General features: G+C 58.8%; 12 protein-coding genes. 5 read left to right on the forward strand and 7 right to left on the reverse strand.

From position 1 onward, the window contains the following. A complete protein-coding gene (locus AC3IUE_RS04100; protein WP_489265716.1) occupies window positions 1–2,262 on the reverse strand; it encodes a TonB-dependent receptor in 2,262 nt (753 codons plus the stop codon). A gap of 206 nt (window positions 2,263–2,468) precedes the next feature. On the opposite strand from AC3IUE_RS04100, the gene AC3IUE_RS04105 reads away from it, so the two are divergent. Together AC3IUE_RS04105 and AC3IUE_RS04110 are read left to right on the forward strand one after the other, a co-directional pair. After that, on the forward strand, window positions 2,469–3,149 hold the full coding sequence (locus tag AC3IUE_RS04105) for a Fe2+-dependent dioxygenase (RefSeq protein WP_489265718.1): 681 nt from the start codon (window positions 2,469–2,471) through the stop codon (window positions 3,147–3,149). Further along, entirely contained in the window at window positions 3,146–3,913 is a 768-nt protein-coding gene (locus AC3IUE_RS04110; RefSeq protein WP_489265720.1) for a tetratricopeptide repeat protein, read from the forward strand. Before AC3IUE_RS04105 ends, AC3IUE_RS04110 begins: the two co-directional genes overlap by 4 nt. Before the next feature lie 35 nt (window positions 3,914–3,948). On the opposite strand, the gene AC3IUE_RS04115 is transcribed toward AC3IUE_RS04110, so the two are convergent. The 5 genes from AC3IUE_RS04115 to AC3IUE_RS04135 form a co-directional block, all read right to left on the reverse strand. Then, window positions 3,949–5,112, reverse strand: coding sequence for a type III PLP-dependent enzyme (locus AC3IUE_RS04115; RefSeq protein ID WP_033058084.1), 1,164 nt, complete (start codon window positions 5,110–5,112; stop codon window positions 3,949–3,951). Between the two features lie 451 nt (window positions 5,113–5,563). After that, entirely contained in the window at window positions 5,564–6,721 is a 1,158-nt protein-coding gene (locus AC3IUE_RS04120) for an osmoprotectant ABC transporter ATP-binding protein OsmV (RefSeq protein WP_056742886.1), read from the reverse strand. Next, complete coding sequence (locus AC3IUE_RS04125) at window positions 6,718–7,371, reverse strand: ABC transporter permease (protein ID WP_489265723.1); 654 nt, start codon at window positions 7,369–7,371, stop codon at window positions 6,718–6,720. The genes AC3IUE_RS04120 and AC3IUE_RS04125 overlap by 4 nt, the downstream gene beginning before the upstream one ends. A gap of 12 nt (window positions 7,372–7,383) precedes the next feature. Continuing rightward, on the reverse strand, window positions 7,384–8,277 hold the full coding sequence (locus AC3IUE_RS04130; RefSeq protein WP_489265725.1) for a glycine betaine ABC transporter substrate-binding protein: 894 nt from the start codon (window positions 8,275–8,277) through the stop codon (window positions 7,384–7,386). A 20-nt stretch (window positions 8,278–8,297) separates the two neighbouring features. Further along, on the reverse strand, window positions 8,298–9,014 hold the full coding sequence (locus AC3IUE_RS04135) for an ABC transporter permease (RefSeq protein WP_461996954.1): 717 nt from the start codon (window positions 9,012–9,014) through the stop codon (window positions 8,298–8,300). A gap of 489 nt (window positions 9,015–9,503) precedes the next feature. Between AC3IUE_RS04135 and AC3IUE_RS04140 the strand changes: the two genes are divergently transcribed. Beyond that, window positions 9,504–11,087, forward strand: a complete 1,584-nt coding sequence (locus tag AC3IUE_RS04140; RefSeq protein WP_489265727.1) for a peptide chain release factor 3 — start codon at window positions 9,504–9,506, stop codon at window positions 11,085–11,087. Window positions 11,088–11,271: 184 nt separating this feature from the next. On the opposite strand, the gene AC3IUE_RS04145 is transcribed toward AC3IUE_RS04140, so the two are convergent. After that, window positions 11,272–11,637, reverse strand: coding sequence for a nuclear transport factor 2 family protein (locus AC3IUE_RS04145; protein ID WP_056742892.1), 366 nt, complete (start codon window positions 11,635–11,637; stop codon window positions 11,272–11,274). A 513-nt stretch (window positions 11,638–12,150) separates the two neighbouring features. Here AC3IUE_RS04145 and AC3IUE_RS04150 point away from each other — a divergent pair. Then, the gene (locus tag AC3IUE_RS04150) at window positions 12,151–13,380 is read left to right on the forward strand and encodes an MFS transporter (protein WP_489265729.1); all 1,230 of its coding nucleotides are present in this window, start codon (window positions 12,151–12,153) and stop codon (window positions 13,378–13,380) included. 165 nt (window positions 13,381–13,545) lie between these two features. Next, window positions 13,546–13,791, forward strand: coding sequence for a hypothetical protein (locus AC3IUE_RS04155; protein WP_056742897.1), 246 nt, complete (start codon window positions 13,546–13,548; stop codon window positions 13,789–13,791). Window positions 13,792–13,954: the final 163 nt, after the last annotated feature.

A 13,954-nucleotide genomic window follows, 5' to 3' on the forward strand; every position in this document is an offset into this window, starting at 1 on the left:
TCAGAAGTGGAAGTTGGCGCTCAGCAGGGCGGTACGACCCGCCGCCACGTGGGCGTAGTGCGTCTGGAACACCTGGTCGAAGTAACGCTTGTCGGTCAGGTTCTGCACGTTGAGTTGCAGGTCGACGTTCTTGGTCAGGGCGTAGCTGGCCATGGCGTCGTAGCGCCAGTAGGACGGGATCTCCACCGAGTTGGCGACGTTGCCGAACTGCGAGTCGACGAAGGTGGCGCCGGCGCCGACGGTCAACTTGTCCGGCACCAGGTCGTAGGTCGACCAGAACGTGAAGTTGTTCCGTGGAGTACTTGGCATGTGGTTGCCTTCATCGGCGGCGAGGGTGGTTTTGACCACTTCGCTTTCCATGTAGGTGTAGCCGCCGAAGACCCTCCAGTTACGGGTCAGTTTGCCGGCGTAGCTCAGTTCCAGGCCATTGACCTGCTGTTCGCCGTCCAGCACTTGAGTGGTGCCACCGTCCGGATCGTTGATCCGTGCGTTGGTTTTCTCGGTGCGGAACAGTGCGGCGGTCAGCGACAGGTCGTCACCGAAGAAGTCCCACTTGGTACCGATCTCGTAGTTGCGGTTCTTTTCCGGGTCCAGATCGGTGTTATTCGCCGCCAGGTCCAGGCCACCGTTGCCGCTGGTTTCACCGGACGGGTTGCTGGAGGTGGAGTAAGCCGCGTAGATGCTGCCGTTAGGCAACACGTTGTAGACCACGCCGATCTGGTAGTTGACCAGATCGCTGGTGTTCTCACGGGAGAAGTCGTTCGCTGGCGCGGTGCTGCTGGCGTTGGCGTGGCCGCTGGATTTGACCTGGTAGTTGTCGTAACGCAGGCCCAGGTTCAGGGACCATTGCTCGTTGAACTTCAGCGTATCGAACACGTAGGCCGCAGCGGTTTTGGTGTCGGTGTCGGTGAACGCGGCGCTGTCGGTGATCGAGCCGTTCCAGTTATCCCCAGGCGTCGGGTTCTGCAGGCTGGTGCAGTCGCCGGAGTTGAACAGGGCGCGGTTGCACCGGGTGCCGCTGGCGGTCGAGGTCAGGATGTACGGGCGGTTGTGGGTGTCTTGATAGGAAAACTCAAGGCCGGTGACCAGGCTGTGCTCGATGGCGCCGGTGTTGAATTTGGCGCTCAGGTCGGTCTGGTTGATCCAGCCGCTGGACGTCGAGTTACGGCTTTTCGCGCCGCGATACACGCTGCCAAGCGCCGCGTTGCCCTTGCTGTCGTCCGGGTTGGTGACGATGTAATCGAGTGTGGAACGCGACATGCGGAAGCTGTTCGACACGGTCAGGTCATCATTCAGATCGTGTTCGATCTTGATGGTGCCGCTGTCGTTGCTGGTCTGGCGATAGTCGCGACCGGTGAGGCCGTAGAAGTTGTCGCGATCGACATGCACAGGTTTATCGACGTTGTACTTGCTGCGGTTGGGGCTCAAGGTCAACGGGAGGCCGTAGTCGGGCATGTCGTCGGTTTCGACGTGGTAGTAGCCGACGGTCAGGCGGGTGTCGGTACCCAGGCCAAACGCGAAGGAAGGTGCCACGCCCCAACGGCTGACGTCCACGGCATCACGGCCGGCGACGTTGGCTTCGTGCTTCATCAGGTTCAGACGGAAGGCCGAGGTGTCGGTCATCTGCTGGTTCAGGTCGAGAGTAGTGCGCTTGGTCTGGTCCGAGCCCCAGGTGAAACCGCCGTTGTAGGCATTGCCCAGCTTGGCGGTCTTGCTCACCAGGTTCAGGCTGCCACCGGTGGAGCCGGCGCCGGTGAAGGCTGATCCCGGGCCCTTGCTGACTTCGACCGATTCTACGTTGAAGATCTCGCGGCTCTGGGAGGCCGGGTCGCGCATGCCGTCGATGAACACGTCGCTTTCTGCGTTGAAGCCGCGAATGATCGGACGATCGCCAGCCGGGTTGCCGCCTTCACCGGCACCAAACGTGATACCCGGTGTGGTGCGCAACGCGTCGACCAGACTGGTAGCGCCCGTATCGCGAATCACTTGTTGCGGAATCACGGTGACGCTTTTCGGCGTCTCGCGCAGTGGCGCGGTGTACTTCTTGTTGGCCGAGGTATCGGTTTTGTAGGAGGTCTCGTCCTGAGCTTCGCCGTTGATAGCGGTAGCGCCCAGCGAAATCACGTTGCTCGGTGCTTTTTCCTCGGTCTGTTCAGCCGCGAAAGCCATATGGCCCGCAGAGCTGGCAGTGAGCGCCACGCCAATTGCAGATGCGAGCAAACGCGGTGAACTGGCCGGTAATTGTGGTTGTTGGCGTGACATGAGAATTCCCCTCCCCAAGGATTTGAGGTCGCGGAATATAGGGTAAACAGGTATTTGTATCAATTGCGAAACGTTACTATTCGCGACAAATTTACATTCTTTACAATTTGCCCTTACGGTTTTTGCTGTCTCGTTCGTCACAGGGGTTGTACACAGGCAATAAGAATCAATACCATTGCCGCCTCTTTGTCCTCAGGTGTCATCCCATGCTGCTGCACATTCCCGGCGTGTTCGCGAAAGAAGAAGTGCAGCGCATCCGCGAGGCTCTGGAGCAGGCAGATTGGGCCGACGGCAAAATCACTGCCGGCTACCAGTCGGCCAAAGCCAAGCACAATCTGCAGCTGCCGGAAGGTCATCCGCTGGCCAAGGAAGTCGGCGCGGCGATGCTGGAACGGCTGTGGAAAAATCCGCTGTTCATGTCAGCCGCGTTGCCGCACAAGGTTTTCCCTCCGTTGCTGAACTGTTACACGGCTGGTGGCAGTTTCGACTTTCACATCGACAACGCCGTGCGCCAGCCCAAGGGCAGCATCGAGCGGGTGCGCACCGATTTGTCGGCCACTCTGTTCTTCAGCGAACCGGACGACTACGACGGCGGCGAACTGGAAATCCAGGACACCTTCGGCACCCAACGGGTGAAGTTGCCGGCCGGTGACATGGTTCTGTACCCCGGCACCAGCCTGCACAAAGTCAACGCCGTGACGCGCGGCACTCGCTACGCCTCGTTCTTCTGGACCCAAAGCCTGGTCCGCGAAGACAGCCAGCGCACTTTGCTGTTCGAGATGGACGGGGCGATCCAGCAGCTGACCCAGGACATGCCCGATCACCCTTCGCTGATTCGCCTCACCGGCACCTATCACAACCTGTTGCGTCGCTGGGTCGAGGTATGAGTTATCAACTGCGCCGTGAGGAAATCCTCGACGGTGATCAGCTCAAAGCCATGCTCGACGAAAGCCCGGCGCGCGCGGCACAGGCGATTCTGATCGCCGCCCGTGAAGGCGTGCTGGATGCTCAAGCGTTGCTCGGGCAGATTCTGCTGGATGGGCAGGGCATCGAGCAGGATCAGCCGCTGGCCTTGCGCTGGTTCGCGATAGCCACTCAGGGTGGGCACTTGATGGCGCGCAACATGCTCGGTCGTTGTCATGAGCATGGCTGGGGTTGTATTGCCGATGCGTCAGTTGCCGCCAAGCATTATCGCGTTGCAGCTGAAAGTGGTCTGGATTGGGCGATGTACAACTACGCAAATCTGCTGGCCACCGGGCGCGGCGTGATCGAGGATCAGTTGCAAGCACTTAACCTGTATCGCCAGGCGGCTGAGCTGGGTCATGCGAAGTCGATGAACCTGCTGGGGCGTTATCTGGAAGACGGGCGAGTGTGTCCGGCAGATCCGCAAGCTGCGCATGACTGGTATCGACGCTCGGCACTCGGCGGGGATTTTCGAGGGCAGTTCAGTTATGCCGCTGTGCTGGCGGATGAAGGCAATATCGACGAGGCGCTGGGTTGGTTGCACAAAGCACTGGCCGGGGGGAACCTGAATTTCCTGCGGGTGGCGACTCAGACGTTATCGACGTCGACCGATCCAAGGATTCATGGGCTGGCCAGCGAGTATCAACAGCGTGCTCGGGAGCTGACTCAGATACAAAAAAGCCCATGACACGTCATGGGCTTTTTCATTTCTACGCGTAGCGCTTACACGTAAAACGACTTCAGCGGCGGGAAGCCATTGAACTCAACGGCGCTGTAGCTGGTGGTATACGCACCGGTCGACAACCAGTACAAGCGATCACCAATCGCCAGGTTCAGCGGCAGGCCGTACTTGTAGTTTTCGTACATGATGTCGGCGCTGTCGCAGGTTGGGCCGGCGATGACCACTTCTTCCATCTCGCCTTTCTTCTCGGTCCAGATCGGGAACTTGATGGCTTCGTCCATGGTTTCGATCAGGCCGGAGAACTTGCCCACATCCGTGTACACCCATCGCTCTACCGCGGTACGGGATTTACGGGCGACCAGCACCACTTCGCTGACCAGGATGCCGGCGTTGGCGATCAGCGAACGGCCCGGTTCCAGGATGATTTCCGGCAGCTCGTCGCCGAAGTCTTCCTTGAGGAAGCGGATGATTTCTTCAGCGTAGGTTTCCAGGCTGTTGGTGCGGGTGATGTAGTTGGCCGGGAAGCCGCCGCCCATGTTGATCAGCTTCAGGTGAATGCCGTCTTCTTCTTTCAGGCGTTCGAAGATCACTTTGACCTTGGCGATCGCCGCGTCCCAGACGCTGATGTCGCGCTGTTGCGAGCCGACGTGGAACGAGATGCCGTACGGCACCAGGCCCAGGTCGCGAGCGAGGATCAGCAGGTCCATGGCCATGTCGGTCTGGCAGCCGAATTTGCGCGACAGAGGCCAGTCAGCGGTGGTCGAGCCTTCGGTGAGGATGCGCACGTAGACTTTCGAACCCGGTGCAGCCTTGGCGATGTTGCGCAGGTCGGCTTCGGAGTCGGTGGCATACAGACGCACGCCCTTCTCGTAGAAGTAGCGAATGTCTTTGGATTTCTTGATGGTGTTGCCGTAGCTGATGCGATCCGGGCCGACGCCCTGGTTCATCACTTTGTCGAGCTCGTAGATCGAAGCGATGTCGAAGTTCGAGCCTTTCTCTTTGAGCAGGTCGATGATTTCGACGGCCGGGTTGGCCTTGACCGCGTAGTAGACCTTGGCGAATTCGAAACCGGCGCGCAGGTCGTCATAGGCCTGGCTGATCATCGCGGTGTCGATCACCACGAACGGGGTTTCTTGTTTGTCGGCGAAGGCCTTCATTTTGTTGAAGGTATCGCGCGCGAAATAGTCTTCGACGTTGATCGACATGCTGGGAACTCCTACTGGCAAACTGAAATTAACAATGGGTGCAAATGAACGTCCTCCGTATCCCCACTTTGGTTCGCCTACTTCCCAAGGCATGTCGCCGAAAGCAAAAAGGCCATGGGAAGCGGTGCTTTCCCTTGGCCTTGCTGTCTCGTCGTCAGTACTTGAGCCGGATGGATCGTTTCCAGCATGGACGTTCGGCGCGAACTTTAGGGCGTGAGGGGCTTGAGATCAACAAAAAATGTCGCGTTTTTACACACATCCGTCGTGCGGTCCTGGACAACTACTGATGTAACCGACCTGCATGACAGTGTGATGTTCCCGTAGGAGGGATATTTGAGGTGTTCCTGGAGGATTTGTGGTGCCCCAATCGCGAGCAGGCTCGCTCCCACAGGGGATTTGTGTTGATGCACAGATCAAATGTGGGAGCGAGCCTGCTCGCGATGGCGCCGGATCAGGCGACAGCAGTCTCTGCTGGCGAAACAATGCTGGTCTTGCCGCCACGGGACTTGCCGGAGCTCAAATACTCGGCAATCGATTCCTGTGTCACTTCCCCCAGGAACACCCGCTCCGCATCCATCACCGGCAACCACGAGCGGTTGAATTCGTACATGCGCGACAGCAGGATGCGCAAATGCTCGTCGTACACCGCGGTGGCGTTGAACTCGCGCAGGTATTGCGCGCAGGTGCCGGTCTGACGGTGCAGGTCGCGACGTCGTACGTAGCCCAGTGCTTTATTGTCGGCGCAAGTGACCACCACGTAGCGACGGTCCAGTTCGTCCATCAACTCCAGGGCTTCAGCCACTGGCGTTTCCGGGCTCACCGACGGCGCGTTGTCCGCCGCATCCTCGGCTTTCACCAGCAACAGTCGCTTGAGGGTGCTGTCCTGGCCGACGAAGTTGCTGACAAAGTCATCCGCAGGGTGCGCCAGCAGGGTGTCCGGGTGATCGATCTGCAGCAGTTTGCCGGCGCGGAAGATTGCGATCTTGTCGCCCAGCTTGATGGCTTCATCGATGTCGTGGCTGACCATGATCACGGTCTTGTTCAGCGCGCGCTGCATTTCGAAGAACTCGTTCTGAATCATCTCGCGGTTGATCGGGTCGACCGCGCCAAACGGTTCGTCCATCAGCAACAACGGCGCATCCGCCGCCAGCGCACGAATCACGCCGATCCGTTGCTGTTGTCCACCGGACAATTCACGCGGGTAGCGAGTCAGATACTGCTTGGGCTCAAGCTTGATCATGCTCATCAACTCGCGAGCGCGGTCGTGGCATTTCTGTTTGTCCCAGCCCAGCAGGCGCGGAACGATGGTGATGTTTTCCTCGATGGTCATGTTCGGGAACAGACCGATCTGCTGGATCACATAACCGATGTTGCGGCGCAGGGTCACGGCGTCGAGGTCGGTGGTGTCTTCGCCGTTGATCAGGATCTTGCCGGAAGTCGGCTTGATCAGGCGATTGATCATTTTCAGCGTGGTGCTTTTGCCGCAGCCCGATGGCCCGAGGAACACACAGATCTCGCCTTCATTGACGGTCAGGCTTACCGAGTCCACGGCTTTCACATCTTTGCCGTTGCTTTGGAAGGTCTTGCTGAGGTTTTGAAGTTCGATCATTTCAGGAGTCCTTTTGGAGTCAGCGTGCGTTGCAGCCATTGCAGAAGCAGGTCGGCGAAGATGGCCAGGAGACTGACCAGCACGGCGCCGACGATCAGCATCGACATGTCGCTGCGGCTGATGGAAGCGAGAATGAGTACACCGAGGCCACCGGCGCCGATGGTGGCGGCGATGGTCATGACACCAATGTTCATGACCACGGCGGTGCGCACACCGGCGAGGATCACTGGCACCGCGATCGGCAGTTCGACCATGCGCAGGCGCTGGCCGAAGGTCATGCCGATGCCGCGGGCGGCTTCGCGAATGCCGGGGTCGACGCCGGTCAGGGCAAGGTAGGTGTTACGCATGATCGGCAGCAGCGAGTACAAAAACACCGCGGTGATCGCCGGCATCGGGCCCAGGCCCTGGCCGAATTTCGAGTAGAACGGCAGCAGCAGGCCGAACAGGGCAATCGACGGAACCGTCAGCAGCACCGTGGCGCTGGCCTGCAACGGGCCGGCGAGTGTCTGGAAGCGTGTCATCAGGATGCCCAGCGGCACGCCGACCAGAATCGCCAGGGTCACGGCAATACCGACGAGGGTGATGTGCTGCCCGGTCAGTTGCAGGACCAATGGCCAGTCGAGATGGGAAAAGGCGTTCAGAAATTCCATGTCTTTTCCTCCTTATTTGATGGGGTGCTGGCGCAGGAAATCGGCGGCAACGGATGAAGGGCTTTCGTGATCGACATCGACCCGCGCATTGAGCTGGCGCATGGTTGAGTCGTCGAACAGTTCGGCCAGCGGCCTGAGTTCTTCGGCGAGTTTCGGATGGGCGTCGAGGTAAACCTGACGCACCACCGGCGCAGCGGTGTAGTCCGGGAAGTAGTGCTTGTCGTCTTCCAGCAGTTTCAGCTTGAAGGCGTTCAAACGACCGTCGGTGGTGTAGACCAGACCGGCAAACACCTGACCATTGCGCAGGGCGGTGTAGACCAGCCCGGCATCCATCTGGCGGATGTTTTTACGGGTCAGGTTCATGCCGTAGAGGTCGACCATGCCGTCCAGTCCATCGGAACGGTTGGCGAACTCGGTGTCCAGGGCGACGAGGTGATTGGTCTTCGCCTCAGCCTGCAGCACCGTGTTCAGCTCGCTGATGGTGTTGATCTGCGGATACGCCTTCGCGGTGTTTTCCGGCAGGGCCAGGGCGTAGGTGTTGCTGAACTTCGATGGGGTGAGCCAGATCAGGCCTTTTTTCGCGTCGAGTTCTTTCACCTTGGCGTAGGACTGAGCGCTGTCGAGCTTGTCGGTGATGTGGTTGTAAGCCACCAGCGACACGCCGGTGTATTCCCACATCAAATCCAGCTGACCACTTTCGTGGGCGCTTCGGGCCAGGGTGCTGCCCAGACCGCCGGTCACCTGGGTGTCGTAACCCTTGGTGTTCAGGTATTGGGAAGTGATTTCCGCCAGCAGGGTTTGTTCGGTGAACACCCGGGCGCCGATGCGGATCACCGGTTTTTCAGCGGCTTGGGCAAATCCTGCGAACAGCAGGACGCAGCCTGTTAAAAAGCTTAATGTCTTCATAAATATTCCTTTGCCGAGGCTTAAGACGGGCGGAGGCCGCGTTCGAGCCAGAGGCGGCTGGCGAGTGTCACCAGGCCGTCGAGCAGCAAGGCCAGCAGGGCGGTGCAGGCCGCGCCGAGCAGCAGCTGCGGCTGATTGTTCAGGGCGATGCCAGGGAAAATCAGGCTGCCCAGACTGTTGGCGCCAATCAGGAACGCCAGCGGTGCGGTACCGACGTTGATCGCCAGCGCCACGCGCACGCCACCGATGATGATCGGCACGGCGTTCGGCAGTTCGACCCGCCACAGCACCTGAGTCGGTGTCATGCCGATGCCGACGGCCGCTTCCTTGAGCGAAGCCTGGACGTTTTTCAAGCCTTCATAGGTGTTGCGCACGATCGGCAACAGCGAGGCGAGGAACAGGGCGAAAATCGCGGGGCCGCTGCCGATGCCGAGGATACCCAGGGCGATGGCCAGTACGGCAAGAGGCGGCACGGTGTTGCCGATGTTGAAGATCTGCATGAAACGTTCAGCGCGGCCCACCATGGTCGGGCGGCTGAGAAAGATACCGGCGGGTATGCCCACAACGAGGGCGGCCAGCATGGAAGCGAGGACGAGAATCAAATGGGCTTGCAGGTAAAACAACAAATCGTCGCGGTAATGTTCGATCGTGTTGATGCCAATCCAGTGGACCAGCAGGGCCAGAAGGGCGACGACAACCGCACCTCCTATCAGCCCTTTGCCATAGCGAATAGCCACAGGCAGACTCCTTTTCTTTGTCGGCGAACGCAGTCCCGAGTGGCAATGCCATTCCTGGCTGCCGGGATTATCAACGTTCGCGAGAAGCAGCTCTTCATGCTGATGAAACCGCATGAGATCGAGCCATAAGCGCAGCCTCGTCAGGCCAACTTGCTGATTTTTCAGCCCCTGGAACGAGTGCCGTAACAGGGGAGTGGACGTCTGCACCTTTTAAAAGGTTCCATAATTAACAGCATTTAGCTACCACGCATCTCATCTTGCCGCCCGTAGCAGCTGTCGAGCCTGCGAGGCTGCGTTCGGCGGCGGAGCCGTCGTAGAGTTCACTCACGCGGTCTGCCTGATACACCGCAGCGTCAGGTTTTACGACGGCTTCGCCGCCGAACGCAGCCTCGCAGGCTCGGCAGCTGCTACGGGCGAACGGTGGTCCGTAAGGCTCGGTTTGCGCTATACTCGCCGCCCTTTTTTGAATCACCTGCCAGGCGATTTCCCATGACCAAACAGGCCGCCGAAGTCGCGAAACGCCGCACTTTCGCCATTATTTCCCACCCCGATGCCGGTAAAACCACCATCACCGAGAAGCTCTTGCTGATGGGCAAGGCGATTGCGATTGCTGGCACGGTGAAATCTCGCAAGTCTGACCGCCATGCCACCTCCGACTGGATGGAAATGGAAAAACAACGGGGTATTTCCATTACCACGTCGGTCATGCAGTTCCCGTATCGCGACCACATGATCAACCTGCTCGACACCCCGGGCCACGAAGACTTCTCCGAAGATACCTACCGCACCCTGACGGCGGTTGACTCGGCCTTGATGGTTCTCGACGGCGGTAAGGGTGTAGAGCCACGGACCATCGCGCTGATGGACGTCTGCCGTCTGCGTGACACGCCGATTGTCAGCTTCATCAACAAACTCGACCGTGACATCCGCGACCCGATCGAACTGCTCGACGAAATCGAAGCGGTCCTGAAGATCAAGGCAGCGCCGATCACCTGGCCGATCGGTTGCTACCGCGATTTCAAGGGCGTTTATCACCTCGCCGACGACTACATCATCGTGTACACCGCTGGCCACGGCCACGAGCGCACCGATGTGAAAATCATCGAGAAACTCGACTCCGATGAAGCCCGCGCGCACTTGGGCGACGAGTACGATCGCTTCGTCGATCAGCTGGAACTGGTGCAGGGCGCCTGTCACGAATTCAATCAACAGGAATTCCTCGACGGCCAACTGACCCCGGTGTTCTTCGGGACTGCATTGGGCAACTTCGGTGTCGATCACGTGCTCGACGCCGTGGTCAACTGGGCGCCGAAACCGCTGGCCCGTGTCGCCAACGAGCGCACTGTTGAGCCAGTTGAAGACAAATTCGCCGGCTTCGTGTTCAAGATCCAGGCGAACATGGACCCGAAACACCGCGACCGTATCGCCTTCATGCGTATCTGCTCCGGCAAATACGAAAAAGGCATGAAGATGCGCCACGTGCGCACCGGCAAAGACGTGCGGATCGGCGATGCGCTGACCTTCTTCTCCTCCGAGCGTGAGCAACTGGAAGAAGCGTTTGCCGGCGACATCATTGGTTTGCACAACCACGGCACCATCCAGATCGGCGACACCTTCACCGAAGGCGAAGTCCTGGGCTTCACCGGCATTCCGCACTTCGCCCCGGAACTGTTCCGTCGCGTGCGCCTGCGCGATCCGTTGAAATCCAAGCAACTGCGTCAGGGTCTGCAGCAACTGGCGGAAGAGGGCGCAACCCAAGTGTTCTTCCCGACGCGCAGCAACGACATCATTCTCGGCGCCGTCGGTGTGCTGCAGTTCGATGTGGTCGCCAGCCGTTTGAAAGAGGAATACAAGGTCGAGTGCTCCTATGAGCCGATCACCGTTTATTCCGCGCGCTGGATCGATTGCAGCGATAAGAAGAAGCTCGAAGAGTTCAGCGTCAAGGCTGTGGAAAACCTCGCGATTGACGGCGGCGGTCACCTGACCTACCTGGCCCCGACGCGGGTCAATCTGGCACTGATGGAAGAGCGCTGGCCGGACGTGAAATTCAGGGCGACCCGTGAGCATCATTAAGCGCTGAATGCTGTATCGAAAACCCCGCCGCGAAAGCTGCGGGGTTTTTTATTGGCCCGATTTCAGCCAGTTAAGCGAAATCCCTGTGGGAGCGGGCTTGCTCGCGAAAGCAATAGACCCGCCAACAGAAGTGATGAGGCTGATGGCCCCTTCGCGAGCAAGCCCGCTCCCACAGGTTTTGTGCTCACTGCTGCAGGATAAATGTCCCTTGATGGAAAACCATCTGCCATTGCTCATCTTGCTTACGCCAAATCGAACAACGCAAGCTGTTGGCAGGGGCGCGCTGGCTGCTGGTGGCGGTGTGACAGTGGTAGGTCACAAGCACGGTGTGTTCTGACAGCTGTTTGACTGCGAATTCGCTGATCGTGCGTTTGGTAAAGGGCTGATCGGGCAAATGCTCGACTAGGTCGGCTTTGGTCCAAGTGCTGCCGCTGGCGCCAAACTCGATGAAGTCGTCGGCGATCAGAAGGGCGATTTCTTCGGCATCGCACCGAACATCTTGCGACTGGAGGCGTTGTTCGAGTTGCAGCAGTGTCTGCGATAGATCCATGGCGGTAGCCTTTGTCTGAGTGCTCACTCTCAGCTTGCGTAGTTAGGGCTTGTGCTTTACTCCACGGCTGTGGATCAGCCGGATGTCTTCCTTGAACTGTTCTCTAAATCCTTTCAAGCGTTCATGGCGAATCTGTGCCAGACGTTGCCTCGCGCGAGGCTTCAATCCTGCAAGGAATTATCATGGTTCGCAACGACCCAGATTTCTGACAGGCTGCGTGCATTGATCTTGAGTATGTAGGAGCACGGCTTGCCGGCGATGGCGGTTTCGAAATTGTCATCGCGAGCAAGCTTTGCTCCTCCGGGTTGTGTGGTGCCCCTGATCTTTGATCAGTACCAAGCGATCTGCGTGTGAGGTTTTTCTGTAGGTATTTTCCCGTGATTTCGTAGCTTGACTCTGGTTTTCCATTATCGGGGCTTTTCCTCGCGACAATGAACTCGTCGACGTCTAGTGTTCAGAGGACATTTCGCAAGCAGCGACTTTCCACGAGCAGGAGCACAAGGGATCAATGGAATGACAATTCGGTTGACTCACCTGCTGCGGCTGGACGGCTATTTCTGCACCATGGCCTGGGTGCTGGCGGCGCTGCTTTTCATCAATCGCTTGAGCAGCATGGTCAAGCTGTTCATGGCGCTGTACCTGCGTCAGGAACTGGGGCTGGCCATTGAAACAGTCGGCTGGCTGCTGTCCGCTTATGGCGCCGGACTGTTGATCGGCTCGATGCTGGGTGGATGGCTGAGCGATCATGTGCCCACGGCGCGGCTGACGGCTGCGCTGTTTTTTGCCTCGGTGTGGACGCTGGTCTTGCTCGGGCTGACCACGCAGGTGCCGCTGCTGGCAGGTTTGCTTTTGCTCAGCGGGACACTCGATGGGGCGATTCGTACGCTGCATCAGCGGCTGATCATGGAGTACTGCGAGGTGGCGCAGCGTCCTCGCGCGCAGACCTTGAGCCGTGTCGCCAGAAACCTCGGAATGGCTGCCGCTGGCTTGGCGGGCGGGGTGCTGGCGCAGACCGATTTTCGCTGGGTGTTTTTTGTCAGCGCGGCCATGACCCTGCTGGCATTGCTTTGGTTTGTCCGCACGACATGGCACCGACCAGTGCTGATTCCTGACGAAACGCCCGATGTCGGCACAGGCACAGGCGTCCCCTATCGAGATCGACCGTTCCTCTGGTTGCTGGCAGCAGTGATCCTGCTCGGCATGGCGTTCGACTCGATCTACAGCATGCTCGGCAATTACCTGCGGGATTACTACCGGTTGAGCACTGAAGCCATCGGTTGGCAGTTCGGGCTCAATGCGATGCTGATTGTGGTATTGCAAATACCGCTTTCGCACTGGGGTGAACGCTGGGGCGTGCGCCGGCAACTGGTGGCGGGATGTGTGTTGCTGGCGGTCGGACTCGGCATGTTGCCGCTCGGTTCCGGGGTGTTTTACGCCTGCCTTTCGACTGTGGTCTGGACCCTGGGGGAAGCCTTGTTCATGCCGCCGCTGAATGTACTCGTCATGCAGCACGCGCAGGCCGGAAAAAGCGGCCAGTACTTCGGCCTGTTCTTCATGTGCTGGAGTGCGAGCGCGCTGCTTTCGCCTGTGCTTGGCGGGCAGCTTTACGGTCATTTCGGTGGCCACAGTGTCTGGCTCGCAAGCGCGGCGCTGGCGGTGTTGTCCATACCGCTGTTTTATCAAGCAACGCGTTTGTCGGAGCGGCAACGGGTTCTCTCCTCGGCGCACGGCGAGCCTGCTTAACTTAGCTGATCTGGTTATAGACATTATGCAAAACCAATCTCCCTCTCGGCGGCATTCTGTCCATTCGTTAGCGTCCTATCTGGAGAATCGGGTGAATCGGAACTAGATTTCACACAGCGCCAGACAAGCACCCCATGCACCACTCAAGAAAGGATGGAATCGGCTATGAGCATTTTTCAACGCATTGTGCTGTTGCTTAAGGTTTTGGTGATGCTGTCCGTTGGTATGTCGGCGGCGTGGGCCGAGTGCGAGGATCACGGAGAGCAGGCTTCGAGTGGGCCGGTGGCGCACAGTGGCATGATGATCGCCAAATCGGAATCCGAGCCCGGTGATCAGGGGCAGGGCGGCAGCGCTGACGATGACGACTCGACTACTGATGAACCGGACACTGACGAAGATGAAGGGGCTTAAATGACAGGCAAAAGAAAACCCCTCCTGCTCGACTGATGCGCAGCCGGGGCAGAAGAGGTTATTGAACAGCTCAGATATCCCTGTGGGAGCGAGCCTGCTCGCGAAGGCGTTTTATCAGTCACCACCAATGTCGACTGAAAGACTGCTTTCGCGAGCAGGCTCG

Source organism: Pseudomonas sp. GL_093, assembly GCF_057837605.1.

Bases quoted from the DNA above. Each gene is read 5' to 3' on its own strand.
- AC3IUE_RS04100 (WP_489265716.1), bottom strand. From the start codon at position 2,262: ATGTCACGCCAACAACCACAATTACCGGCCAGTTCACCGCGTTTGCTC.
- AC3IUE_RS04105 (WP_489265718.1), top strand. From the start codon at position 2,469: ATGCTGCTGCACATTCCCGGCGTGTTCGCGAAAGAAGAAGTGCAGCGC.
- AC3IUE_RS04110 (WP_489265720.1), top strand. From the start codon at position 3,146: ATGAGTTATCAACTGCGCCGTGAGGAAATCCTCGACGGTGATCAGCTC.
- AC3IUE_RS04115 (WP_033058084.1), bottom strand. From the start codon at position 5,112: ATGTCGATCAACGTCGAAGACTATTTCGCGCGCGATACCTTCAACAAA.
- AC3IUE_RS04120 (WP_056742886.1), bottom strand. From the start codon at position 6,721: ATGATCGAACTTCAAAACCTCAGCAAGACCTTCCAAAGCAACGGCAAA.
- AC3IUE_RS04125 (WP_489265723.1), bottom strand. From the start codon at position 7,371: ATGGAATTTCTGAACGCCTTTTCCCATCTCGACTGGCCATTGGTCCTG.
- AC3IUE_RS04130 (WP_489265725.1), bottom strand. From the start codon at position 8,277: ATGAAGACATTAAGCTTTTTAACAGGCTGCGTCCTGCTGTTCGCAGGA.
- AC3IUE_RS04140 (WP_489265727.1), top strand. From the start codon at position 9,504: ATGACCAAACAGGCCGCCGAAGTCGCGAAACGCCGCACTTTCGCCATT.
- AC3IUE_RS04145 (WP_056742892.1), bottom strand. From the start codon at position 11,637: ATGGATCTATCGCAGACACTGCTGCAACTCGAACAACGCCTCCAGTCG.
- AC3IUE_RS04150 (WP_489265729.1), top strand. From the start codon at position 12,151: ATGACAATTCGGTTGACTCACCTGCTGCGGCTGGACGGCTATTTCTGC.
- AC3IUE_RS04155 (WP_056742897.1), top strand. From the start codon at position 13,546: ATGAGCATTTTTCAACGCATTGTGCTGTTGCTTAAGGTTTTGGTGATG.